Origin of the sequence: Acetobacter sp. DsW_059, from assembly GCF_002153695.1 — a bacterium.
Lineage (GTDB): Bacteria > Pseudomonadota > Alphaproteobacteria > Acetobacterales > Acetobacteraceae > Acetobacter > Acetobacter thailandicus.
The window spans coordinates 23,575-46,465 of sequence record NZ_JOPI01000036.1; the positions used below are offsets into that span (position 1 = coordinate 23,575).

A 22,891-nucleotide genomic window follows, 5' to 3' on the forward strand; every position below is an offset into this window, starting at 1 on the left:
AGAAAAAATATATTTTTTAAATGAAAATTATAGAATGCACTTGGCTTCCTGCGAGAGCGCCGCTATAAGCCGCGCATTCTTTCAGGGCAGCTACCTGTCATTGCAAAGGCTGACAATGATCACTCTACCTCATGACTACCGACCTTCTGAAGATGAGGAGTTCATGAACCCTCTTCAGACTGAATATTTCAGACAAAAACTCACCAGATGGCGCGCAGACCTTCTCAAGGAGGCCGGAGATACTCTTGCCAGCCTGTCTGAAGGCGGCATTCATGAAGCGGATATTACCGACCGCGCCAGTGTTGAAGCTGACCGTGCACTTGAGCTGCGTACGCGTGACAGGGCCCGCAAACTCATTGGTAAAATCAACCTTGCTCTGCAGCGCGTTGAAAATGGCAGCTATGGCTATTGCGAAGAAACAGGCGAACCGATTTCGCTCCGCCGTCTCGAAGCCCGCCCCATAGCGACCCTCTCAATTGAGGCGCAGGAGCAGCACGAACGCATGGAAAAAATACACCGCGACGATTAATTTCTGGTTTTTAGCGAAATTCAGGCTTGCGATAAGCAGCGCAAAACGCTAGAAACCGGCCAGAGCGCTGCTGTAGCTCAGTGGTAGAGCACTCCCTTGGTAAGGGAGAGGTCGCGAGTTCAATCCTCGCCAGCAGCACCAGGTCATTATTTACCAAAAAATTATAGTATTATGAAATTTTCCATAAATTTCTGAGATACCTGCTTCTGTTTCTGTAAAAAATTACATCCGTTTCTTTGCGACAGACTATTACATACGCTCTGCACTACCTGAAAAATAAAAAATAAAATTATAATCAGCCCTGTATATCGCAAAATATTAGCACCGAATATTTTTACATTCTGGCCCCCCCCGCTCTTATACGCTATAAGACAAAGTCTAAATTACTATGGTTAATTACCAATAATTTACTTAACGGGGTGTCGATGCGAATCTTACTAACAGGCGGATGCGGGTTTATCGGGTCAGCAGTTATTCGTCACATAATGCGTGCCACTCAGCACTCTGTTCTCAATGTTGACTGCATGACCTATGCAGCGTCAGCCGAAACAATAGAAAATGCGGCGTCAACCGGACGCTATGAGTTCGCTCAGGTCAATATTACCGACACCGCAGCGCTCAACACCCTGTTTGAAAAATTTCGCCCTGATGCTGTTATGCATCTGGCAGCAGAAAGCCATGTTGACCGTTCAATCGACGGGCCTGGCGTTTTTATTCAGACCAACGTCGTTGGCACATATTCTCTGCTTGAAGCCGCCAGAAAATACTGGTCTTCGCTCGATAAACAGGATCGCGAGACCTTCCGTTTTCATCATATTTCAACAGATGAAGTCTTTGGCGCACTCGAAGCAAACGATCCGCCCTTCACTGAAACAACCCCTTATGACCCACGCAGTCCCTACTCGGCCAGCAAAGCCTCCTCTGACCATCTGGTAAGAGCATGGTATCATACCTACGGTCTGCCAACCTTTGTCTCAAATACGACAAATAACTACGGCATATGGCATTTCCCTGAAAAACTCATTCCACTGATCACCATCAATGCCTTTGAGGGCAAAGAGCTGCCGGTTTACGGCAAAGGTGACAATGTGCGTGACTGGCTGTTTGTCGAAGACCACGCCGAGGCCCTGGTCAAAGCCGTTGAAAAAGGCAAACCTGGCGAGACTTATGCTATCGGTGCCCGCCAGCCCCGCACGAACCTTGATGTTGTGACAACTATCTGTTCTGTGCTCGATGAGCTGGTACCAGATGCACAGGGTCCGCGTGAGCGGCTTATTCGCTACGTTAGCGACCGGCCCGGCCATGATTTCCGTTATGAAATTGACCCCTCCCACGCAGAACGCGCGCTCGGCTGGAAGGCAAAACACGACTTCGAAACGGGTATCCGCCTCACCATTGAATGGTATCTGAACAACAAAACCTGGTGGGAAGGTATTCGTGCCCGCCGCTATACAGGCAACCGCCTGGGGACTTCTGCATAATGACCACGAGTTCAGTAAAGCCTATGAAAGGCATTCTTCTCGCCGGGGGGTCAGGCACACGCCTGCACCCCATGACACTGGCTGCCAGCAAGCAGCTGCTGCCGGTTTATGACAAACCTATGGTCTATTACCCCCTGTCTACGCTGATGCTGGCCGGGATCCGGGATATTATGATCATCAGCACACCGGCTGATCTTCCGCAGTTTAAACGCCTGCTGGGTGATGGATCCCAGTATGGTGTGCGCTTTGAATATCGCGTTCAGCCCTCACCTGATGGCATTCCTCAGGCCTTCCTGATTGCTGAAGACTGGATTGATGGTGCTCCATGCGCTCTGGCGCTGGGTGACAACCTGATTTTTGCCGATCATCTCAGCCTGTCTCTGCAGCACGCTGCAAAACGCTCAAGCGGTGCAACCGTTTTTGCTTACCAGGTTCGGGACCCTGAACGATATGGTGTGGTCAGCTTTAATGAGCAGGGTAAAGCCCTGACAGTTGTTGAAAAACCAACGGACCCTGCTTCAAACTGGGCTATTACCGGCCTCTATTTCTATGATCACCGGGTGGTCGACTTTGCAAAAAAAGTCAAACCTTCTCCGCGTGGCGAACTCGAAATTACCGATCTCAACCGTCTCTACCTTGACGAAGGCACCCTGCAGGTTGAACGTCTTGGCCGCGGCTGTGCATGGCTTGATGCCGGTCTGCCTGACAGCCTGATGGAAGCCGGGCAGTTTGTTCACACCATTCAGGCCCGCCAGGGTATGCTGGTTGGCTCCCCCGGGGAGGTAGCCTATCGTATGGGTTACATTAACGCAGACCAGCTGCGGGCACATGCGCAGCGTATGATTAAAACAGAGCTGGGCCGGCTTCTCATGCAACTGGCTGACACAGTCCCGGATCAATCCTGATAACTCGCGCCCTTACATATCTTTTTAACAGGACCTTGAGTGTATGAAAGCCGAACGTCTCGCTATTCCTGATGTTATCCTTGTCACACCACCACGCTTTGGTGATAACCGGGGTTTCTTCTCAGAAACATACAACATCAACCACATGAAAAATGCAGGCATCACACAGCCCTTCGTGCAGGATAACCAAAGTCTGTCACGTCAGAAGGGTGTTATTCGCGGCCTTCATTGCCAGCTCGCTCCACACGAACAGGGTAAGCTGGTACGCTGCACCAAAGGTGCAATATGGGATGTCGCGGTTGATGCCCGTGTTGGCTCGCCAACTTATGGCAAATGGGTCAGTGCTGAACTCTCTGAAGAAAACTGGTCTCAGCTCTGGGTTCCACCGGGCTTTCTGCATGGCTTCTGCACACTGACTGAAGATGCTGAAGTGCAGTATAAATGCACAGGCCTGTATGACAAAGCTTCTGAGCGCGCCGTTATCTGGAACAGCGCTGAACTGGCTATCGACTGGCCTGTCAAAGCAGAAGATGCCGTTTTGTCAGAAAAAGACCTTCTGGCACCTGAGTTTTCAGCCGCTAAGGGCTGGTTTCATATCTGAGGAGTAATCTGGTGGATATTCTGCTGCAAAACGGTGGCCCCATTCTGGTAACGGGTGGCACCGGCCAGCTGGCCACATCTCTGGTTAATCTCGGCGGGTCACGTATCCACCGTACAGGCCGCCCTGACTTTGACTTTGACCACCCGGAAACGCTCGCCAGCACGCTCGAACGCGTTAAGCCTGTTGCTGTGGTTAATGCTGCAGCCTGGACAGCTGTTGACCTGGCTGAGAGTGAAAGTGAAGCCGCAGCCCGGGCCAACACCAGCGGACCGGCAGAACTTGCACGCCTGTGTGCCGAGCGGAATATTCCACTAATACACGTTTCAACTGATTACGTTTTCTCAGGTGAAAAAGGTCAGCCTTACACCGAGTCTGACCCTGTTTCTCCTCAGACAGTCTATGGCAGCACTAAAGCCGAAGGCGAAAAGCTGGCTTTAGCAGCCAACCCGAAAACTCTTATTTTTCGCACCTCATGGGTTTACTCAGCTCATGGCAAAAACTTTGTGCGCACCATGATCAATGCCGGCGCTAAAAACCCGGCTCTGAAAGTTGTCGGCGACCAGAAAGGAAACCCGACCAGTTCTGATGATCTGGCAGGCGCTATTCTGGCAACACTCGCTGTTATTGAAAAAGATGGCTGGAAAGATGAATTTGCAGGCATTTATCATGTATGCGGTACGGGTGACACAACGTGGCACGGCCTTGCTGTAGCAACATTGCAGGAAGCTGCACACTACGGTCAGAAAAGCCCGGAAGTTACCGCTATTCGCACTGAGGACTGGCCAACTCCTGCCAAAAGACCTGCTGATTCCCGAATGGATAACAGTAAATTAGAGCAAGTATTCGGTATCAAAATGCCTCACTGGGAAAAAAGTATTAAACAAATTGTAAAGAAAATTTTTGCACAATAGCGCCAACGCTGTAAAAGGAGGGCGTAACACGACCCTGTGATGAGGTCTGTGTTATCCCATCCAACAGAAAAAAACAGAGGTTTGTACGTGCAGAAAATGCGTCAGGGTAATGACACAGAGTTCTTTTCTGCGCGACCAGACCCTTCAGATATTATTTTTATCCTGCTCTCCGTTTATAATGGCGAGCAGTATCTGAAAGAGCAGCTTGCCTCGCTCGAAAACCAGTCCTGCACATCATGGGTATTGTTATGGCGCGATGATGGCTCAACAGATGCCACCCGCCAGCTGATGGAAAATTTCACACTTAAGCATGGCCCCGAACGCTGCGTTCTTCTGTCGCAGGATAACGGTAAACATATTGGCATATGCAATTCCTATACGATGCTTTTATCGGCAGTTCCTTCTGGTGCCTATATCGCCTTCTGCGATCAGGACGATATCTGGCTGCCTGAAAAACTTGCAACCGGCCTGAAGGCCCTGAAAAGCACCCGGAAAGACAGGCCCGCACTCTATTGTTGTCGCCAGATTCTGACAGACAGCCATCTGCGCTACACGGGTCTCTCTCCCGCCTTGCCACAACATCCCCGCTTTCTCTCTGCGATGACACAAAATATTGCCACAGGCTGCAGCATCATGCTCTCACCTGCTGCCTGTACATTGCTTAAGGCTGCAAGTCCGCCTTTCTCACACATTCTGCATGACTGGTGGGCGTATCTGCTCACCAGTGCTGCCGGTGGCGTCATTATAACCGATAACCAGCCTCATCTGCTCTATCGTCAGCACAGCAGCAACGCAGTTGGTGCACCGGCCTTATTTTTTAAAAGAGCACTGGCCGCGATCAAACGCGGACCAAACGTGTTCATGAGGATTTTTCACAGCAATACAGAAGCTCTTCTGAGGCACAAACACTTTGTTACAGCAAAAAACACTGCCAGCCTTCAGGCCCTCCGGAAAAGCCTGCGCCCTGGACTGAGAGGGATACTGGCCCGATTCTCTGTATTATGTCGTATGAGCGGGCTACGACGCCATACTCTGCCTGAGCACCTCATGTTTTGTTTGTGGTTTTTAATTGGTCCCCATAAAAAACTGCCTAAAAAGAGATAATAAAGGTCCTTAGACCTTATCTGACACATCGCTTCACGATACACTTGCCTCTCACTGGTCAGTAACCCTGCCATATCACTGACCTTGTTTTTCAGATTTATTCAGAGACAGGATTCAGCCCCTTGGTGCGAGTAAGCCCTCCCCATTCATCCGACTACGCTGTTTCACCCTATAAAAGTCCCCTGCGCATGCGCCTTGAAGAAGCCGGGGGGATAGTTTTGTGCCTTCTCGCCTGCGCCCTGCTCATTGCGCTGGTGTCTTATAATCCTGATGATCCGTCCCTGAACACAGCAACCGGCCAGGCACCCACCAACCTGCTCGGGCTGCCCGGAGCTATATTTTCAGATACCCTGCTGCAAAGTGTCGGTCTTGCAGCCATTCTTCCGGCTTTTATTCTTATGGCCTGGGGCTGGCGCTTTATGAGCCACAGACTGATTGGCTATGAAACACTGCCTGTTTTTGGCTTCAGAGTAGCTGCCTTTCTCTGCCTGCTACCCGTTGGCGGCGCCCTCTTCTCCTCCATTCCCCTCCTCTTTACAGCTCTGCCCACTCCCGCATGGCCTGCCAGGGCTGGCATCGGTGGAGGCATCGGGCTTTCTATCGCTCAGGCTTCACTCTCAGCCGGCACGGCGGCAATAGGCCCTGCCGGCGGCATGGTGATCTGGCTGCTGGGCCTGTTACTGGCCGGGCTGCTACTGGCGCTTGCTACAGGATTGCGCCGCCAGGAATGGATGGCCCTCTGGCGCGGTTTTGTCATGGTCAGCCGCGTCCCTGGTAAACTGGCAACCCGCTTTGTTCGCTATTATGCCAGCCGCAAACACCAGAGCGACATAACAGCACACGGTACACACGATGAGTATGTGAGGGATGAAGCGCAGCCATTTCAGAAAAGCAGCCATGTCAGTCATGAATTATTTGAAGACGAATTTTATGACGATGAGCTGACAGAAACACACTCTGAAGAGCCCCCCCCTGGCACGCCTCACCATCATCATGAGCAGGAACCTGAAACACACCAGGCCGAATCCTTCAGACCTGCTGAACCACCTCCGCCCGCCGTACAGCCAGCTCCTGCTCCGGCCCCGGTCAGACCTCAGGTTGCTGACACAGCACAGAATAAATCTGGCCTGCTGGGGCGCCTGTTTGCAGGTAAAGAAGGTACCGGCAGCCAGGGAGCCGCACTTGCACCCAACAGAAAAGGCGGCTGGGAGCTCCCTCCTCTTAACCTGATTAAGCCGGCACCACCCAAAGGACAGCTTGGTCCTTCGCAGGAAATGCTGACGGCTAATGCTCGCCTGCTTGAGCAGGTTCTGGCCGATTACGGCGTGCAGGGCACTATTGTCGGCATGAGTGCCGGGCCGGTCGTGACACTCTATGAGCTTGAACCTGCTGCGGGTATCCGCTCAGCCAGGGTTATCGGGCTGGCAGATGACGTCGCTCGCTCGCTCTCTGTGCTGAGTGTACGTATTGCCACTGTGCCCGGACGCAACGTGATTGGTATTGAGGTACCAAACCAGAAACGTGAAACCGTTTATCTCTCTGAACTGCTAACCCAGCCAGGCTGGCAGAAAGACCCCGCTCATCTTTCACTGGCACTGGGCAAAGATATTGCCGGTGACCCGGTATTCAGTGACCTGGCCCGTATGCCTCATCTGCTCGTTGCGGGTACTACCGGGTCTGGTAAATCAGTGGGGATCAACACCATGATCCTGTCTCTGCTTTACCGTATGTCACCAGATGAATGCCGTATGATCATGATAGACCCGAAAGTACTTGAGCTTTCGATCTACGATGGCATTCCACACCTGCTGACACCTGTTGTGACTGAACCGGCTAAAGCAGTAAACGCCCTGAAATGGGTTGTGCGGGAGATGGACCGCCGTTACCGGACAATGGCGCATATGCAGGTCCGTAATATTGCGGGCTATAACGAACGTGCAGCAGCAGCCCGCGCTGATGGCGAAATTGTTGTCAGACGTGTGCAGACAGGTTTTGATCCCGAAACCGGCACACCTGTGTTTGAAGAGCAGTCTATGACGCTCGACGCGATGCCCTACATCGTGGTCATTATTGACGAGATGGCTGATCTGATGATGACAGCCGGTAAAGAGATTGATGTTTGTGTGCAACGACTGGCACAAAAAGCCCGTGCAGCTGGTATTCACGTCATCATGGCCACACAGCGCCCGTCAGTTGATGTGATTACCGGCACTATTAAAGCCAACTTCCCAACCCGTATTTCCTTTCAGGTCATCAGCAAATTTGACAGCCGGACTATCCTGGGAGAACAGGGGGCCGAGCAGCTTCTGGGCCAGGGTGATATGCTGTTTATGCAGGGTGGGGGGCGCATTACACGTGTGCACGGCCCCTTTGTTGCGGACAGCGAAGTAGAACAGGTGGTCAACTTCCTTAAAGAACAGGGAGAACCAGTTTATGATGATGATGTGCTGACCGAAGCAGCTGAAGAAACAACTACCGGCTCATCAGGTCGCTCAGGCGGCAACAGTGATGGCGGAGAGTCCGACCTGTACGACGAAGCGGTATCAATCGTCACCCGTGAAGGCAAAGCCTCGACATCTTTTGTGCAACGCCATTTATCTATTGGTTATAACCGCGCAGCCAAACTGATTGAACAAATGGAACGGGAAAAAATCATCAGCCCGGCTGACCATGTTGGCCGCCGCAAAGTGCTGATAGGGGCGCATCGCGACGAATGATGTCTCAGTCTTTTTCTCTTTTTCCGCTGGATATTCTGTATAACGACCAGCGGATTGTTATCATCAACAAGCCGGCAGGTATTCCTGTACATAGCAATGTAGCGGGTACTATCAGCATAGAAAGCTGCTTTCCTGCGCTTTCAAAACGCAGGGATGGCCCCTGGCTTGCTCACCGGCTTGATACCGACACATCAGGCTGTCTGGCTATTGCGCTGCGTAAGCAACCCTTGATTGCCATGCAGGAAGCCTTTGCTAACAAAACTGCATTAAAAACATACTGGGCTGTGGTTCAGGGGCACCCTGAAGGAGAATCAGGCACGATCTCTCTGCCTTTGCTCAAACAAAATGACCGCCATAAAGGCTGGCGCATCATCACTGACCCGAAAGGAAGCCCGGCGACAACCTCCTGGCGCGTTCTCGGGCGTAGTGACACACTGACCTGGCTTGAACTGACGCTGCACACCGGCCGCACACACCAGGCGCGGGTGCACTGTGCTGCAATGGGCTGGCCAATTGCAGGTGACAACCTTTATGGTACAGAACACAAACACGGGCTACATCTTCTGGCGCAGAGCCTTGTTTTACCATTCACACCGCGCATTGCAGTTACAGCACCACCCAGGGCAGCGATGCAGCCCGCCCTCGTTCAATGTGGCTGGAAAGAAGAAACATAAATATTTTTTCTTTGTCATAAATATACAGAGCGTAAAGATAAACAGACATCAGCCAGAAGCCGGTTTTCTAAGCGCAGCATCGTCTCAAAACATGCATGCAAACGCCTGATTTAAATATATAATTCTCTCAGAAACCCCTGGGCATCACGGTCAGGTTATTCTGTAATAAACTGCCCCTGCGCCACGATAACACGGCGCGGCGGCCATTCTTACAAACACAAATATATTAGTCTCTGATGCGGAATGTTATACGCGACCTTAAAGACGCCACTTTTTGTCCCGAGGAAAGCATTCTCTTACAACTTTTGGTAAACATCAGAGCTTAACCAGACAGCCACTCCTCCCCCCACCGGATAGAATATCGATGAGAGAACAAAACTGGGCTGTCGTAATTCCTTACTTCAATGAAGAAGACTGCCTCGAACAATGTATGTCCTGTCTGCTTCACCAGACAAAAAGACCCAGTCAGATTATCCTGGTCAATAATGCCTCAACTGACCGCTCCCCTCTTCTGACCAGAGAATTCAAAGAGCGATTTGGTCATTTGTTCGAAATAGTGCTTATTGATGAACCAAAACCTGGCAAAATACATGCTCTTGTCACAGGTACTGCACTGGTACGCACTGATTATTTCGCCACCTGGGATGCAGACACATATTATCCACCTGACTACCTGACAAAAGCACATACAGGATATCAGGGCAGAAAAGGTTCATGTGTCGCTGCTGTCATGGCAACGAACATTAAAGGCCCGCTCTCATCATTTAAAAGCCTGTTTCGCATTTTTAAAATACAAACTCTGGCCACTCTCTTCTCTTCTGAATGCCATGCCGGAGGATATGCCGAAACATTTCGTACAGCCTTGTTTCGTAAAGTTGGGGGATTCGACCCTGTACGATGGCCCTATGTTCTCGAAGACCATGAAATTGTTGAATGTTTACTAAAAGTAGGCCGCGTACGCTACCCCGTCGGATTCTGGTGCCTGACATCACCCCGTCGTGCTGATCGCTGCCGGGTAACATGGACAAAAACAGATAAAATTTTATATCGCTACACACCATTTTTTATGAAAAAATGGTTCTTCTATACTTATCTGTGGTCTCGCTTTGAACAAAAAGGTTTATTCTTTCATCGCCTGCGTGAACAGCCATGGAAAACGAATAAAAAAAGTTCATAGTGCTCAATAAAAGGTATTTTTAAATACTTCTATTCTTTTTAATTTAAACAGTTAGAGAATCTCAGGCTCAGGACCTTTTAATTTCCTGAACTGAGCGAGAGGTTATGATTCACAAACTTGCCGATGAAGGAGAGCCTGTGAGTGACGTATTATTGCTGTCTGAAAGCCAGATGGAGCGGATTGAGCCGTTTTTCCTCTGGCGCACGGCGTGCCACGCGTGGATGACCAGCGAGTTCTGAGCGGGATCGTTTATGTGATCCGCAACGTGCTTAAGTGGAAAAATGCCCCCAAAGCGTATGGTTCGCAAAACTTCATGTCTTGTGCGATGATCAGGGGCCACCAGATATAACCGTGGGGCTCATACTTCCATGTCCGCAATTCATATCGCAGCACGTTTCATCTTATACCATTAAAGAATGAGTCCTGAGCCTAGATGGCAAACTATAAAAATTGAAATTTTTACTGGTTATTAAGTCACAACCAAAAAAATTTATTATAGTATTTTGTGTGAAAAATGGTGCCCTCAGTAGGATTTGAACCCACGACCTACCGCTTACAAGGCGGTTGCTCTACCACTGAGCTATAAGGGCACATTTGCTCTTGCGGGCGGATTAAAACTGTAATTTTGCATCTGAGTCAAGAGAGAGTTTACGCTTTATCTGAGAATTTTAAAAAATTTCGATATTGCATCCCGTTAATGACTGACGCATCAAGGGAGACTATGCCGTATTCAGAGCCAGGATCCATGTCACATTTCTCCCTGCATGACAGCCAGCGTCGTGCGACTGTTCCCTTCGTACCTCTCGACCCCGAACACATCAAAATCTACTATTGTGGACCGACAGTGTACGACCTGGCGCATATAGGTAACCTGCGGGCCATGCTAACGGCCGATGTACTGGTACGCACACTGCGTCATCTTTACCCGCGCGTGACGTTCGTACGCAACATCACCGATGTCGATGATAAAATTACCGCTCGGGCCCGCGATAATAATGAAGATATCGCAACCCTGACCGAACGCACGACACATGAGTTCCACGCTGATCTGGCTGCGATGAATGTTATTCCCCCTGATATCGAGCCACGTGCGACACATAATATTGACGAGATGCAAAACCTGATAGCGCGTCTGGTTGCTCAGGGACATGCTTACGAGGCCGATGGTCATGTGTTGTTTTCGGTCGAATCATTTCCCTCTTATGGTGCCTTATCCGGGCGCAACCCTGAAGAACTGGTCGCCGGGGCACGTGTCGAGGTTGCAACCTATAAAAAACATCCGGGTGACTTTGTCCTCTGGAAGCCTTCATCCGAAGATCAGCCCGGCTGGGACAGCCCATGGGGCCGGGGACGCCCTGGCTGGCATATAGAGTGCTCAGCCATGTCACACCGCTATCTGGGTGAAAGCTTTGATATTCATGGTGGAGGATCTGACCTGATGTTCCCTCATCATGAAAATGAACGTGCACAAAGCATGTGCTGCTTTCCTGGTGGCAAGTTCGCTAATTACTGGGTGCATAATGCCATGCTTCTGGTCGAAGGCGAAAAAATGTCTAAATCACTGGGCAATTTTTTCACTATTCGCGATGTCCTGAAGCAGGCCCCGGCTGAAGCTCTGCGTCTGCTGCTGCTAAGCGCACATTACCGCTCAACACTCAACTATACGCAGGCTGGCCTTCTTGAGGCACGCAAAACGCTTGACCGTTTTTACCGTGCTCTGGCCGCTGGCCCGGTACCCCGCACAGAAGCACCCGAAGGCGTTCTTAAAGCCCTCTCCGACGATCTGAACACACCCGCTGCCATTGCTGAGCTTCATGCACTTGCCAGTAAAGCTCTGGCAGGTGACCGCACTGCCGCAGGCGCACTCAAAGCAGGTGCAGACATGCTTGGCCTGCTTAATGAAGACCCCGAAAAATGGTTCAGGGGTGAATCCTCAGATGAGGATACCGAAATCCAGGCTCTGATTACCCTGCGTCTTGAGGCAAAAAAACAACGTGATTTTGCAAAGGCCGATGCTCTGCGTGAGCAGCTCCAGGGCATGGGTATCATACTTGAAGACACCAGAGACGGCACCGAATGGAGGCGCGCATGACCGGCCGTGACGGCGGGCCCCCTCTGGTCCCACAAGGTAACACACCGGTAGTTATTCTTGTGCGGCCACAACTGGCTGAAAATGTCGGCACAGCTGCCCGTGCCATGGCGAATGGCGGATTATTTCACATGCGCCTTGTAGCCCCGCGCGACGGCTGGCCGCAGGAACGTGCATGGCGCACTGCGTCAGGTGCAGACCGTATTCTGGATGCGGCACAGGTTTATGAAACAGTTGATGACGCTGTGGCTGACCTGCACCATGTTTATGCCACCTGCCCAAGGCCGCGCCATGTGATTAAACCGATCATGACGGCGCGCGGCGGTGCTGCTGAATTACACGCTGCAACAGGCCGGGGGCTGAAAGTTGGCCTGATGTTCGGCCCAGAACGGGCTGGGCTGGACACGGAGGACATGGCAAGAGCTGACGGGCTGATTCGTTACCCGCTTAACCCTGCGTTTATGTCACTTAACCTCGCACAGGCCGTTATGATTATGGCTTACGAATGGTGGATGATAAATGATCAGACAGATGCCCGCGAGCTGATGACGAACGAAACCCATATTGCCACCAAGGGTGAGCTTGAAAATTTTATGGGGCATCTTATCAGCGAACTGGATGAGTGCGGGTTCTGGCGCAGTGAACAAAAGCGCCCTGGCATGGTCAGAAACCTGCGTCATTTTTTCACGAGAGGGGAAGTCACAGAGCAGGAACTCAGAACCCTGCATGGTGTTGTACGCGAACTGGCAAACCGCCGCAAAACGAGCGAAAAATAGCACTATGCCTTTTCGGGCAGGCCGTTATAAGGCCTGTCCGAAAGATGCAGGCATTAGTCAGCAGCAAGCAGCATAGTGCGTGTGCCCATAGCTGTCTTAACGTGATCTTCAAGCGCATCCGTAATTTTGTCAGCCTGTTTTGCAAAAATATGATCTGCATCAGGGAAAATACGGTAATCGACAGCAACACCTTTCTGAGTGTTGAGCTTATCAACCAGTTTATGAATGGCAGGCTCAGGTGCCATGTCATCTTTTCCGCCGGCAATCATCAGACCACCACAGGGGCAAGGTGCCAGAAAACCAAAATCATAATGTGTGGCGGGTGGTGCGACACTGATCCAGCCGGTAATTTCAGGGCGGCGCATCAGGAGCTGCATGCCAACAAAAGCACCGAAAGAATAACCGGCAATCCATAAACCACTGGCATTGGGGTTGATGCTCTGCATCCAGTCAAGGGCTGCTGCCGCATCAGAAATTTCACCAATACCACCGTCATAGCGGCCCTGTGAGCGGCCGACACCACGTGAGTTATAACGCATGACCGAAAAACCCATTTTTTCAAATGAGCGATACATAGCGTAGGTAATACGGTTGTTCATTGTGCCACCGTGCAGCGGGTGCGGGTGCAGCACGAGTGCGAGAGGCGCATTGGGTTCGTTAGAGTGCAAATAGCGCCCTTCAAGGCGGCCGTCAGGACCGGCAAACATAACCTCAGGCATTAATCTTCCGTATATGCTGTGAATATACCCGGGGGCACGGTATATTCAGGTTAATTCATTGACCCCGAAATGATACGATGCCACGTTATACACTTCGGAGGAGGCAGCCTTCAGACCAGGTTACCGGGCGATAAACCCGCCCCTTACCTGCCGGTACACAAACAGACACAGGCAAAAACAGCATGCGACGTATAGTGCCGCGGCAATAAGGCGGGAGATTAAAGAGAACGGTGCTGATCGTATCTGATACACTCATCACGCCTTTCCTCCTCTCTTCGCCGTTATGATAAGAACGCAGAAAATGTTTCTCTGTTGCATCACAACAGTTATTACCGCTCTGTAAGATGCGACCTACCGGGCCGGTTATAGCGTGTACGCCCCTCAGATTTCCACACAAATCGTCAGTCTTGCTGTGTTTTTGCAAGATCAGATAAAACAGCTGTCACAGCAGGAGCGTAAAAAATGGTTTCCACTTCAGCAGGCAGCCCACAGCGTCAACCCATTATCTACTTAGATGCCAATGCAACCGAACCGTTGCGCCCCGAGGCACGCGATGCTTTTCTTGAAGCGGCAGAGCTGACCGGCAACCCTTCTTCTGTGCACAGGGCCGGACGCATGGCCCGTGCTATGCTCGAACAGGCCCGTGATGACGTAGCCCAGGCTTTTGAGGTCGCCCCCCTTAACTGCATTTTTACCTCAGGCGGTACAGAAGCAAATGTTCTGGCCATGCATGGCCTGAGTGCCGGAAGACGATTCCTTGTCGGTGCGACAGAACATGATGCTGTACGCAAGGGCTTTCCTGAAGGGGCAGACGTCACCTGGCTCGCAGTTGAAAAAGACGGCACAGTAAGCCTCGCCAGACTGGAACAGGCCCTGAATGCCTCAGATACGCCAGCTTTTGTGTGCCTGATGCTGGCCAACAACGAAACCGGCGTGCTGCACCCGATTACTGATATTGCTACGTTATGCCAGCGTTATGGTGCGCATCTGCATGTAGATGGCGTGCAGGCTGCCGGACGAATAGCTTTCTCGGTCACGGCATCAGGGGTCAACAGCTTTGCTCTTTCAGGCCATAAAACCGGCGGTCCCAAAGGGGCGGGCGCTTTATTACTGGCGGGCCCGGCCCCGGGCCGGGTTCTTCCTCTGTTTGAAGGCGGCGGGCAGGAACAGGGGCGCAGGGGCGGCACACAACCTTTACCCGCAATAGCCGGCATGGCAGCAGCCCTGCGTACAGCTTTACAAACTCCGCGTAACTTAAGCCCTCTGCGCGACCGTATTGAACACGCTGCCTGTGCTGTGGGTGCTGTTGTATCAGGCGCACAGGCACCACGCCTGCATAATACATCCTCCCTCATTCTGCCTGGCCGCCTGGCACAGGAACAGCTTATGAGACTCGACCTTGAAGGCATTTGTGTCTCGGCCGGCTCTGCCTGTTCTTCCGGCAAAGTCGCCTTCTCTCACGTGTTGCAGGCAATGGGATTTGAAGCACAGGCCGGACAGGCCCTGCGTGTGTCACTGCCCTGGAATGTGCAGGAAGAAGATGTCACACGTTTTATTCAGGTTTATGAAAATATGGCCCGGAAAGCCGCTTCAGGGCTAAAACTTTCAACTTTGATATAACCCAAGGAACACGAGTAAAACCGTAAGGAAACAAAATGGCAGCCCTCTATCTTGATCATGCTGCCACAACGCCATGTGACCCAGGCGTGATGGACGTCATGCAGGCAGCATTGCTACATGACAACGGCAACCCCCACAGCACCCTGCATGAAAGCGGCAGACGTGCCTCCACCCTGGTTGAAGAGGCCCGGCAGCATGTTGCACGTCTGATTGGTGCCGACACCAGAGAAATTATTTTTACGTCTGGTGCGACAGAAGCCAATAATATGGCCATTAAAGGGGCCGCTCGCTATCTGGCCTCACAGAAAAACCCGCGAAAGCGTATTATTACAGCTGCCACTGAGCATAAATGTGTCATTGAAAGTGTGCTTGATCTGGCCGCTGAGGGGTTTGAACCTGTTATTCTGCCAGTTGGCACTGACGGCCGCCTGGCCCCTGACACGCTGGCCCGCGCTCTGGAGGTCCCCACAGCTCTCGTCTCACTGATGGGTGCCAATAATGAAACCGGGGTACTGCATGACTACGCTACCCTGGCCCCTCTGGTAAAACAGGCGGGCGCACTTCTTCACGCTGACCTTGCACAAACAGCCGGAAAAATTTCCTTTGATGTTAACAAATATGGTCTGTCTCTGGCATCACTCTCCTCACATAAAATCTACGGCCCCAAAGGCGCAGGGGCACTTTATGTAAGGCGCAGGCCGCGTGTACGGATTATGCCGCTTTTTTCAGGTGGCGGACAGGAACGCGGCATGCGCTCAGGCACGTTGCCTGGTTTTTTACTGGCTGGCTTTGGAGAGGCCTGCCGCATTGCCCTGCACCGCCAGGAGCAGGACGCGGCACATCTCTCACATTTACATACTGTCGCAATGAAAACCTTTGCCTCATTACTACCTGAGGCACAGCTCAACGCTGAAGCAGCACCACGTCTGCCCGGTATTTTCAGCGTCCGGCTCCCCCCCGGCATCAGTGCGCTGCATGTCTTGGAAACCGCAACAGGAGTCGAAGCCTCTCTCGGCTCAGCCTGCTCATCAGCAGATCTGGCCCCTTCTTACGTGCTTGAAGCCATGGGTTTAACACATGAAGAAGCGGGAAGAAGCTTGCGTCTCTCCCCCGGACGCTTTACCTCAACAGCCGAGGTGGAAAATGCCATCAGGCTACTGGCACAGGCTACCCACAAAACAGGTACGCACAAGCGTATCTGAAGTGTAATCATAACGCGTCAGAGTGACAGCGCGTAGCAACAAAATACTGGCAGGACACTAAAACAAATGCCCCATATGATGTTTATCGAACAGGACGGAACTGAGCACAAAGTTGATGCACCGGTTGGTCTTTCTGTGCTGGAAATTGCACATAAACATGATATTGATCTTGAGGGAGCCTGCGAAGGATCACTGGCCTGCGCAACATGCCACGTGATTGTTGACCCCGACTGGGCCGCAAAACTCAGCACACCAACTGATGACGAAGAAGATATGCTTGATCTGGCTTTCGGACTCGAAAAAACCTCTCGTCTGGGGTGCCAGATTGTTATGACAGACGAGCTCGACGGGCTGGTTGTTCGTCTGCCTCGCAAATCCTGAGGCATTTTAATTTTAAGCAAAAGGAGGGCGCAGCCAGTGCGTATTCTTGTGGCAATGTCGGGAGGGGTGGACAGCTCAGTCGTTGCTGCCCGGCTTCAGGCAGAAGGGCACGAGGTCGTGGGTGCGACCCTGCAGCTTTACGATGCCCGCAGCGCGGCCAAAAAAGGCGCATGCTGTGCCGGTCAGGACATTCGTGACGCCCGTGCAGTTGCTGACCGGCTTGGTTTTGCACATTACGTCATTGATGCGGAAAAACGATTCCAGGATAGTGTAATCGGTCGCTTTGCTGATGCCTATGCAGCGGGTGAGACACCTGTGCCCTGCGTTGCGTGTAACCAGGGTGTAAAGTTTACTGATCTGCTTGGCCTGGCCCGTGACATTGGTGCTGAGGCAATGGCAACCGGCCATTATGTACGTCGTGTTGAAGGCCCCCACGGGGCTGAGCTGCACCGCCCGGTAGACAGTGCACGTGATCAGTCATGGTTTTTATTTGCAACCACCCGTGATCAGCTTGATTTTCTGCGCTTCCCGCTGGGTGACATGCCCGATAAAGCCGCAGTGAGAGCTGAGGCTGAACGCTATGGCCTGGTTGTTGCCGGCAAGCCTGACAGCCAGGACCTGTGCTTTGTCAATGACGGCTCCTACGTTGATCTGGTTGAACGTATGCGCCCGGAAATGGCTGGCCCCGGTGAAATTGTTGACAGCCAGGGCAAAATCGTTGGTGAACATGATGGCGTTATGCGTTTTACCGTTGGCCAGAGCAAAAGACTGGGCAATGCCGCCTGGCTTGACGGGCAGCGGCAGATGGTCGTGGGCGTAGAGCCCGGCAAACGCCGCGTTATTATTGGCCCGCGTGCACACTCTTATGTCGAATCTCTGCTTGTCAGAGATGTAAACTGGCTGGTTGATGCACCACCTGAGGGCATTGAATGTGCTGTGCAGATGCGCGCACGCGAAGTGCCCCGGGCCGCACGTATCAGGCCTGTACCTCAGGGCGCTCTGGTACAGCTTGAAGAACCTGCTATGCCCGCCCCGGGCCAGGCCTGCGTATTCTACCAGGGAACACGTATTCTTGGTGGCGGGTTTATCTGCCGCACAGAAACCGAATCTGCTGCCTGAAGGAAAAAAGAGATGACACAGGGACGTCTGGTTATTGGTACACAGCGCTACTCCTCCTGGTCACTGCGGGGGTGGCTGGTCGTAAAACTGGCCGGGCTCTCTGTCGATATCGAGGTCGTCCCCCTGAAAGGCGGGGGGCAGACAATTGCCCTCAAAAGCCTGTCACCCAATGGCTGCGTACCCTATCTTGAGCATAATGGTATTCAGGTCTGGGATTCCCTCTCCATCGCAGAATACTGCGCTGAAGCTGAACCTTCTCTCTGGCCGGCAAACCGGGCAGCCCGTGCGCTGGCCCGCTCAGTCAGTGCCGAAATGCATTCGGGCTTTAAAGGTGTGCGCTCATCTTTACCGATGAACCTCGGCCGGCACGATAAAAAACTCAGCACACCACCAGATGAAGAGCTGATTAAAGACGTAACCCGCATTGATCAGATATGGACACAGTGCCGTAACCAGCATGGTCAGAGTGGCCCTTATCTGTTTGGCGCACAGTTTGGTATTGCCGATGCGATGTTTGCCCCTGTTATCTCCCGCTTTCTGTCTTATGGTGTGACGGAACTGTCAGAAACCTCCAAAGCCTATATGCAGGCCGTCAGACAGCACCCGCTGATGCAGCAATGGTATGATGAAGCCGCCCGCGAACCCAAAGAATGGCAGCTTGATCGTTATGAGCAGATCGACTGACTGGCGATAAAGGCCGGATCTGTGCCGCACGGAGCTGATGCTTTACATGTTATAACGGTTCTCCCGCCCTCAGAGCGTTTTGCAGCGGGAGAAGCCGGTGCTATCGCACTACTGGTGCGACGAATGGCCACACAGACAGAAACTATTATTGGACAGCCCCCGCTCGGCGCGGCTTTTCCTGGGATTCATTTTGTTCCTGTTACACCAGCTTTTCGCCCTTACAGTCTGACCCGACGCTATGCTGTTGCCGTCGCCCGCGCTGTAAAAAAACTGAAGCCGGACCTGCTCGAGGTTCACAATCGTCCTGACCTGGCCTTGCTCTTACGCAAATTATGCCCGTCCGTGCCGGTTATGCTCCTTTTACACAATGACCCCTGCTTTATGCGGTGTACCCGTACAACTGAAGAGCGCACTAAGCTGGCCCGCACTCTACAGGTTGTAGCTGTCTCTGAATGGATCAGGAATCGATTTCTGAGTGAGAATGTCACGGCTTCTGTCAGCATCTTACCAAACAGTATTGCTATAGCAGACATGCCACCCCGCCCGCCTGTGCGGGATAAACTCATTTTATTCGCGGGGCGCGTGGTCGCAGATAAAGGTGTTGATACTTTTGTCGCAGCCTGTCGCGACACTCTTTTAATACGCCCTGACTGGCGCGCTGAGATTATCGGAGCCGATCGTTTTGGCCCCGACTCGCCAGAAACCCCTTTCCTTGCCCGGCTCAGGCCGCAGGCGAAAGCGGCAGGCGTCTCACTTCCGGGCTATAAACCTCATGACGAGGTGCTCACAGCTATGGCCCGTGCGGCCATTGTTGTTGTGCCCAGCCGATGGGCTGAACCCTTTGGCATGGCGGCACTCGAGGCTATGGCCAGCGGTGCTGCTCTGATTGTCTCAGACAGAGGCAGCCTGCCAGCTGTTGTCGGTGAGGCAGGGTTATACTGCAACCCTGATGACGTAAGCAGCCTGACACAATGCCTGCTGCGCCTGACAGATGACGCCCGGTTACGTCAGAGTATGGGAGAGGCAGCTCTCAAACGAGCCCGCACATTTGATGTCACAGCTATAAAGCAGCAGCGCGCAAAGCTACATCAGAGTATTTTACACAGTCAGTAAGTACTCTGCTGATACTCTTCATTGTGCAGGCCCGCCCTGACCTGCACAATATAAAGCTCACACGTCAGCTTTCGGGAGACCACCCATCCTGGGTTAAGGCCACACCAGCCAGGTACAGGCTGCCACAAATAAGCACACGGGCAGGCTTCTGCCCTTCTGCTGCCTCAGCTTTTAAGGCCTCCAGCGCCTGCACCAGCTCGGGTCCTGAACGTGCCTTGCCACCTGACGCAGCAATAATGTCAGCCACAGGTAATGCCAGATGCTGTGCCGGCTCCTGGATAGCCCAGAGAGTTGTAGCGTAAGGCAGAACAGGCTTCAGGAATCCGGTAGCATCCTTCGTCTGCTTCATGCCCACCAGAATATGCAGTGGCCTGTCATCCCAGTTTTGCAGTGTTTTTGCCAAAGCATGACCTGCACCAGGGTTATGCCCGCCATCAAGCCAGACCTCCCAGTCATCCGGAACATGCTGCGCCAGCTGCCCTATAAGACGCTGCATACGCGCAGGCCAGAAAACCTGCCCTACACCCTGCCAGGCTTTTTCAGGCAAAGTAAGACCCGTAGCGCGCAGCGCAGCAACTGCCAGACCTGTATTTTCAACCTGCCAGGCACCAGCAAGAGAAGGCAGTGGTAAAACAACCTCTCCCTGCGCATCAGAGTAAATAAGAGAAGTCTGGCAGGGAGATACGCCAATCTGCCACTCGACACCACGACGATTGAGAGAGGCTCCCGTCCGTAATGCTTCAGCCTCAAGCACAAGGCGCACTTCGTCAGGTTGTGCACCTGTAACCGCAGGCACACCAGGTTTAAAAATACCTGCTTTTTCTGCCGCAATCGCAGCAAGAGAATTCCCCAGGAAGGCTTCATGATCCATTGAGACCGAAGTCACAATACAGGCTGCCGGCTTTTTGAGCACATTAGTCGCATCACAGCGCCCGCCCAGCCCGACCTCGATAATAGCCAGGTCAGCCGGTGTGCGTGAGAACAACAGAAAACCAGCGGCTGTCAGAACCTCAAAAACCGTAATAGGAGCACCTTCATTGACGCGCTCAATTTCTTCAAGCACGTCTGTCAGCACCGTCTCATCGACCAGCTGCCCGGCTACGCGAAAACGCTCCGTAACATGCACCAGATGAGGCGAAGTCATAACATGCACGCGCCACCCGGCAGCCTCACCAATAGCACGCAGAGTCGCGCAGGTGCTGCCTTTACCATTAGTGCCCGCAACATGAATAACCGGCGGCAAATGATCCTGCGGGTTGCCCAGCTTTTGCAAAAGATGCTCAAGCCGGCCCAGCGATAAATCAATCAGGGCCGGATACAGACGATTTAACCGCTCAAGAATAACGCCCGTGCGGCCTGTAAATTCGGCCATAGACGATGTTGACGAAGAAGAAGTCACAGTTTTGTCTGTCTCACTCACTCTGAGGGAGCAACATCTGCACTTTCTGCAACAGCAGCCGGCGGCACAGCTTCTGACGGACCTTCGTCTTTAGCTACACTGACCGGAGGCTGACGCATCAGCATGCCAATGATACGTCCCAGTGTTTCGCGCATCTCGTGACGCGCCACCACCATATCAAGCATACCATGTTCGACAAGATATTCTGAACGCTGGAAACCTTCGGGCAGTTTCTCACGTACCGTGTCCTGAATAACGCGGGGACCAGCAAAGCCAATCAACGCATTTGGCTCACCAATCTGCACATCACCCAGCATAGCAAACGAAGCCGTCACACCACCTGTTGTGGGGTTTGTCATCACAACAATATAAGGTAGACCGGCCTCTCTGAGCATCTGCACGCCAATTGTTGTACGGGGCATCTGCATCAGGCTCAGTGCACCCTCCTGCATACGGGCACCACCTGAAGCCGTAAAAATAACCAGAGGAGATTTTTGTAAAATAGCCAGGCGGGCAGCGGCGACAAAACGTTCACCAAAAGCTGCACCCATTGTGCCTGCCATAAACTCAAACGCCATCACGGCTACAACCGCCGGGTGACCACCAATTAAACCATGCGCGGCAACAAAAGACTCATCAACCTGGCTTTTGGCACGGGCATCTTTCAGGCGGTCAGTATAGCGCTTCTGATCACGAAAACCGAGCGGATCAACCGGAGCAGAAGGCAGATCAATACGTGCGCTCTCTCCGTTATCAAATGTCCAGGCAAAACGATCAGCAACCAGAACCTTCATATGATGACCACAGTGCGGACACACATTATAATTTTTGTGCAGCTCTTTACTCAAAATCATCTGGCTGCAGGAGTCACAGTTGGTCCACAGATTATCCGGCACTTCACGTCGCAAAAGGCCACGAATTTTAGGACGGACGTATTCAGTGATCCAGCTCATATTGACCCTTGCAACTTTAAAAGTGAAAATTAAATGATTCGTCTGGTACACCAGATCAGGCGCGCAGCATTACGCCGTTTATGCTCCCCTGCCAAGCTTTTGAAGGCAAAAAACCGGTTACACCGGCAGGATCCAGCGTTAATCTGTCTTAAAAATTCTTCGTCTTGCAGGCTACGTCAGAGGGCTGATCGTAGCATCTTTACTTCTGAGAGGTAAAGCAAAACAGAAGGCATGTACAAACTGCCTGCCTCCTGTTTGCTAACACTACCCTCAGCCTTTCAGCAAAGAGCAATCTGCTCAGAGAGCGCCTTCAACCCATGCCTTAAGCTGGCTTTTTGGCAAAGCACCAACTTTAGTCTCAACAACTTTCCCGTCGCGTACCAGCATCAGTGTCGGAATGCTGCGAACGCCATAGTTCGTTGGAGTTTCAGGGTTTTCATCAATATTAATTTTGGCAACGGTGACTTTACCGGCATATTCTTTGCCAATTTCCTCAAGAGCCGGACCAATCATTTTACAGGGGCCGCACCATTCAGCCCAGAAATCGACCAGAACCAGACCTGAAGCGCCAAGCACGTTTGTGGCAAAATCAGAATCGTTCACTGCAACAGTATGTTCGCTCATAATCTTCTCCCGTATGTCCCCGCCCATGCCCTGTAAAAGACAGAGCATTCTGAACTTTCAGTTTCACATCTCATTAACACTAGGGATGCTTAAGGCAAGGTTCAAGGTGCTCA

At 52.2% G+C, this 22,891-nt stretch carries 22 protein-coding genes, 2 tRNA genes and 1 pseudogene; 19 read left to right on the plus strand and 6 right to left on the minus strand.

The genetic code is table 11. From position 1 onward, the window contains the following. The first annotated feature begins 115 nt into the window (after positions 1-115). From dksA to HK25_RS13390, 11 genes and pseudogenes are all read left to right on the plus strand, one after another. Positions 116-529 (plus strand): RNA polymerase-binding protein DksA, encoded by a 414-nt coding sequence (dksA, locus tag HK25_RS08600; RefSeq protein WP_086553842.1) that lies wholly within the window; start codon positions 116-118, stop codon positions 527-529. A 66-nt stretch (positions 530-595) separates the two neighbouring features. Next, positions 596-670: transfer RNA gene (locus tag HK25_RS08605), tRNA-Thr, on the plus strand. Between the two features lie 284 nt (positions 671-954). Next, a complete protein-coding gene (gene rfbB / locus HK25_RS08610; protein WP_086553841.1) occupies positions 955-2,010 on the plus strand; it encodes a dTDP-glucose 4,6-dehydratase in 1,056 nt (351 codons plus the stop codon). A 23-nt stretch (positions 2,011-2,033) separates the two neighbouring features. Beyond that, complete coding sequence (gene rfbA / locus HK25_RS08615; protein ID WP_173559278.1) at positions 2,034-2,915, plus strand: glucose-1-phosphate thymidylyltransferase RfbA; 882 nt, start codon at positions 2,034-2,036, stop codon at positions 2,913-2,915. Positions 2,916-2,958: 43 nt separating this feature from the next. Further along, on the plus strand, positions 2,959-3,516 hold the full coding sequence (rfbC, locus tag HK25_RS08620; protein WP_086635943.1) for a dTDP-4-dehydrorhamnose 3,5-epimerase: 558 nt from the start codon (positions 2,959-2,961) through the stop codon (positions 3,514-3,516). An 11-nt stretch (positions 3,517-3,527) separates the two neighbouring features. Then, positions 3,528-4,427, plus strand: a complete 900-nt coding sequence (rfbD, locus tag HK25_RS08625) for a dTDP-4-dehydrorhamnose reductase (protein WP_086635944.1) — start codon at positions 3,528-3,530, stop codon at positions 4,425-4,427. Between the two features lie 96 nt (positions 4,428-4,523). After that, positions 4,524-5,531 (plus strand): glycosyltransferase family 2 protein, encoded by a 1,008-nt coding sequence (locus tag HK25_RS08630; protein ID WP_086635945.1) that lies wholly within the window; start codon positions 4,524-4,526, stop codon positions 5,529-5,531. A gap of 122 nt (positions 5,532-5,653) precedes the next feature. After that, positions 5,654-8,248, plus strand: a complete 2,595-nt coding sequence (locus tag HK25_RS08635; RefSeq protein WP_198945968.1) for a DNA translocase FtsK — start codon at positions 5,654-5,656, stop codon at positions 8,246-8,248. Then, positions 8,245-8,922, plus strand: a complete 678-nt coding sequence (locus HK25_RS08640) for an RluA family pseudouridine synthase (RefSeq protein WP_086635946.1) — start codon at positions 8,245-8,247, stop codon at positions 8,920-8,922. The genes HK25_RS08635 and HK25_RS08640 overlap by 4 nt, the downstream gene beginning before the upstream one ends. Before the next feature lie 364 nt (positions 8,923-9,286). Next, positions 9,287-10,099 carry a glycosyltransferase family A protein gene (locus tag HK25_RS08645; protein WP_086635947.1) on the plus strand — a complete coding sequence of 271 codons (813 nt, stop codon included), beginning with the start codon at positions 9,287-9,289 and terminating at the stop codon, positions 10,097-10,099. Between the two features lie 104 nt (positions 10,100-10,203). Further along, positions 10,204-10,400 (plus strand): annotated as a pseudogene (locus HK25_RS13390) (transposase); the annotation flags it as partial. A gap of 214 nt (positions 10,401-10,614) precedes the next feature. Here the strand turns inward: HK25_RS13390 and HK25_RS08655 are convergent. Beyond that, positions 10,615-10,689 (minus strand) — tRNA-Thr (locus tag HK25_RS08655). Between the two features lie 155 nt (positions 10,690-10,844). On the opposite strand from HK25_RS08655, the gene cysS reads away from it, so the two are divergent. Together cysS and HK25_RS08665 are read left to right on the plus strand one after the other, a co-directional pair. After that, positions 10,845-12,191 carry a cysteine--tRNA ligase gene (gene cysS / locus HK25_RS08660; RefSeq protein WP_233127760.1) on the plus strand — a complete coding sequence of 449 codons (1,347 nt, stop codon included), beginning with the start codon at positions 10,845-10,847 and terminating at the stop codon, positions 12,189-12,191. Then, positions 12,188-12,964: an RNA methyltransferase gene (locus HK25_RS08665; protein ID WP_198945969.1), complete on the plus strand. Its 777-nt coding sequence runs from the start codon at positions 12,188-12,190 to the stop codon at positions 12,962-12,964. Before cysS ends, HK25_RS08665 begins: the two co-directional genes overlap by 4 nt. 53 nt (positions 12,965-13,017) lie before the next feature. Here the strand turns inward: HK25_RS08665 and HK25_RS08670 are convergent, their stop codons facing one another. Together HK25_RS08670 and HK25_RS12965 are read right to left on the minus strand one after the other, a co-directional pair. Beyond that, the gene (locus HK25_RS08670; protein ID WP_086553833.1) at positions 13,018-13,683 is read right to left on the minus strand and encodes an alpha/beta hydrolase; all 666 of its coding nucleotides are present in this window, start codon (positions 13,681-13,683) and stop codon (positions 13,018-13,020) included. Positions 13,684-13,768: 85 nt separating this feature from the next. After that, positions 13,769-13,939 (minus strand): hypothetical protein, encoded by a 171-nt coding sequence (locus HK25_RS12965; protein WP_158092939.1) that lies wholly within the window; start codon positions 13,937-13,939, stop codon positions 13,769-13,771. A gap of 206 nt (positions 13,940-14,145) precedes the next feature. On the opposite strand from HK25_RS12965, the gene HK25_RS08675 reads away from it, so the two are divergent. The 6 genes from HK25_RS08675 (at position 14,146) to HK25_RS08700 (ending at position 19,802) form a co-directional block, all read left to right on the plus strand. After that, positions 14,146-15,303: a cysteine desulfurase family protein gene (locus HK25_RS08675; protein WP_086635950.1), complete on the plus strand. Its 1,158-nt coding sequence runs from the start codon at positions 14,146-14,148 to the stop codon at positions 15,301-15,303. A gap of 35 nt (positions 15,304-15,338) precedes the next feature. Further along, entirely contained in the window at positions 15,339-16,505 is a 1,167-nt protein-coding gene (locus tag HK25_RS08680; RefSeq protein WP_086635951.1) for a cysteine desulfurase family protein, read from the plus strand. A 66-nt stretch (positions 16,506-16,571) separates the two neighbouring features. Further along, on the plus strand, positions 16,572-16,886 hold the full coding sequence (locus HK25_RS08685) for a ferredoxin family 2Fe-2S iron-sulfur cluster binding protein (protein WP_086553830.1): 315 nt from the start codon (positions 16,572-16,574) through the stop codon (positions 16,884-16,886). Between the two features lie 36 nt (positions 16,887-16,922). After that, positions 16,923-18,005, plus strand: coding sequence for a tRNA 2-thiouridine(34) synthase MnmA (gene mnmA / locus HK25_RS08690; protein ID WP_086553829.1), 1,083 nt, complete (start codon positions 16,923-16,925; stop codon positions 18,003-18,005). Positions 18,006-18,017: 12 nt separating this feature from the next. Further along, a complete protein-coding gene (locus HK25_RS08695) occupies positions 18,018-18,689 on the plus strand; it encodes a glutathione S-transferase family protein (protein ID WP_086553828.1) in 672 nt (223 codons plus the stop codon). 21 nt (positions 18,690-18,710) lie between these two features. Beyond that, positions 18,711-19,802, plus strand: a complete 1,092-nt coding sequence (locus HK25_RS08700; RefSeq protein WP_233127761.1) for a glycosyltransferase family 4 protein — start codon at positions 18,711-18,713, stop codon at positions 19,800-19,802. 64 nt (positions 19,803-19,866) lie between these two features. On the opposite strand, the gene HK25_RS08705 is transcribed toward HK25_RS08700, so the two are convergent. The 3 genes from HK25_RS08705 to trxA all read right to left on the minus strand — a co-directional run bounded on the left by HK25_RS08705 (position 19,867) and on the right by trxA (position 22,778). Then, positions 19,867-21,174, minus strand: coding sequence for a folylpolyglutamate synthase/dihydrofolate synthase family protein (locus tag HK25_RS08705; protein WP_086635952.1), 1,308 nt, complete (start codon positions 21,172-21,174; stop codon positions 19,867-19,869). A 44-nt stretch (positions 21,175-21,218) separates the two neighbouring features. Next, a complete protein-coding gene (gene accD / locus HK25_RS08710) occupies positions 21,219-22,154 on the minus strand; it encodes an acetyl-CoA carboxylase, carboxyltransferase subunit beta (protein ID WP_086553826.1) in 936 nt (311 codons plus the stop codon). Between the two features lie 297 nt (positions 22,155-22,451). Then, complete coding sequence (gene trxA / locus HK25_RS08715; protein ID WP_086553825.1) at positions 22,452-22,778, minus strand: thioredoxin TrxA; 327 nt, start codon at positions 22,776-22,778, stop codon at positions 22,452-22,454. Positions 22,779-22,891: the final 113 nt, after the last annotated feature.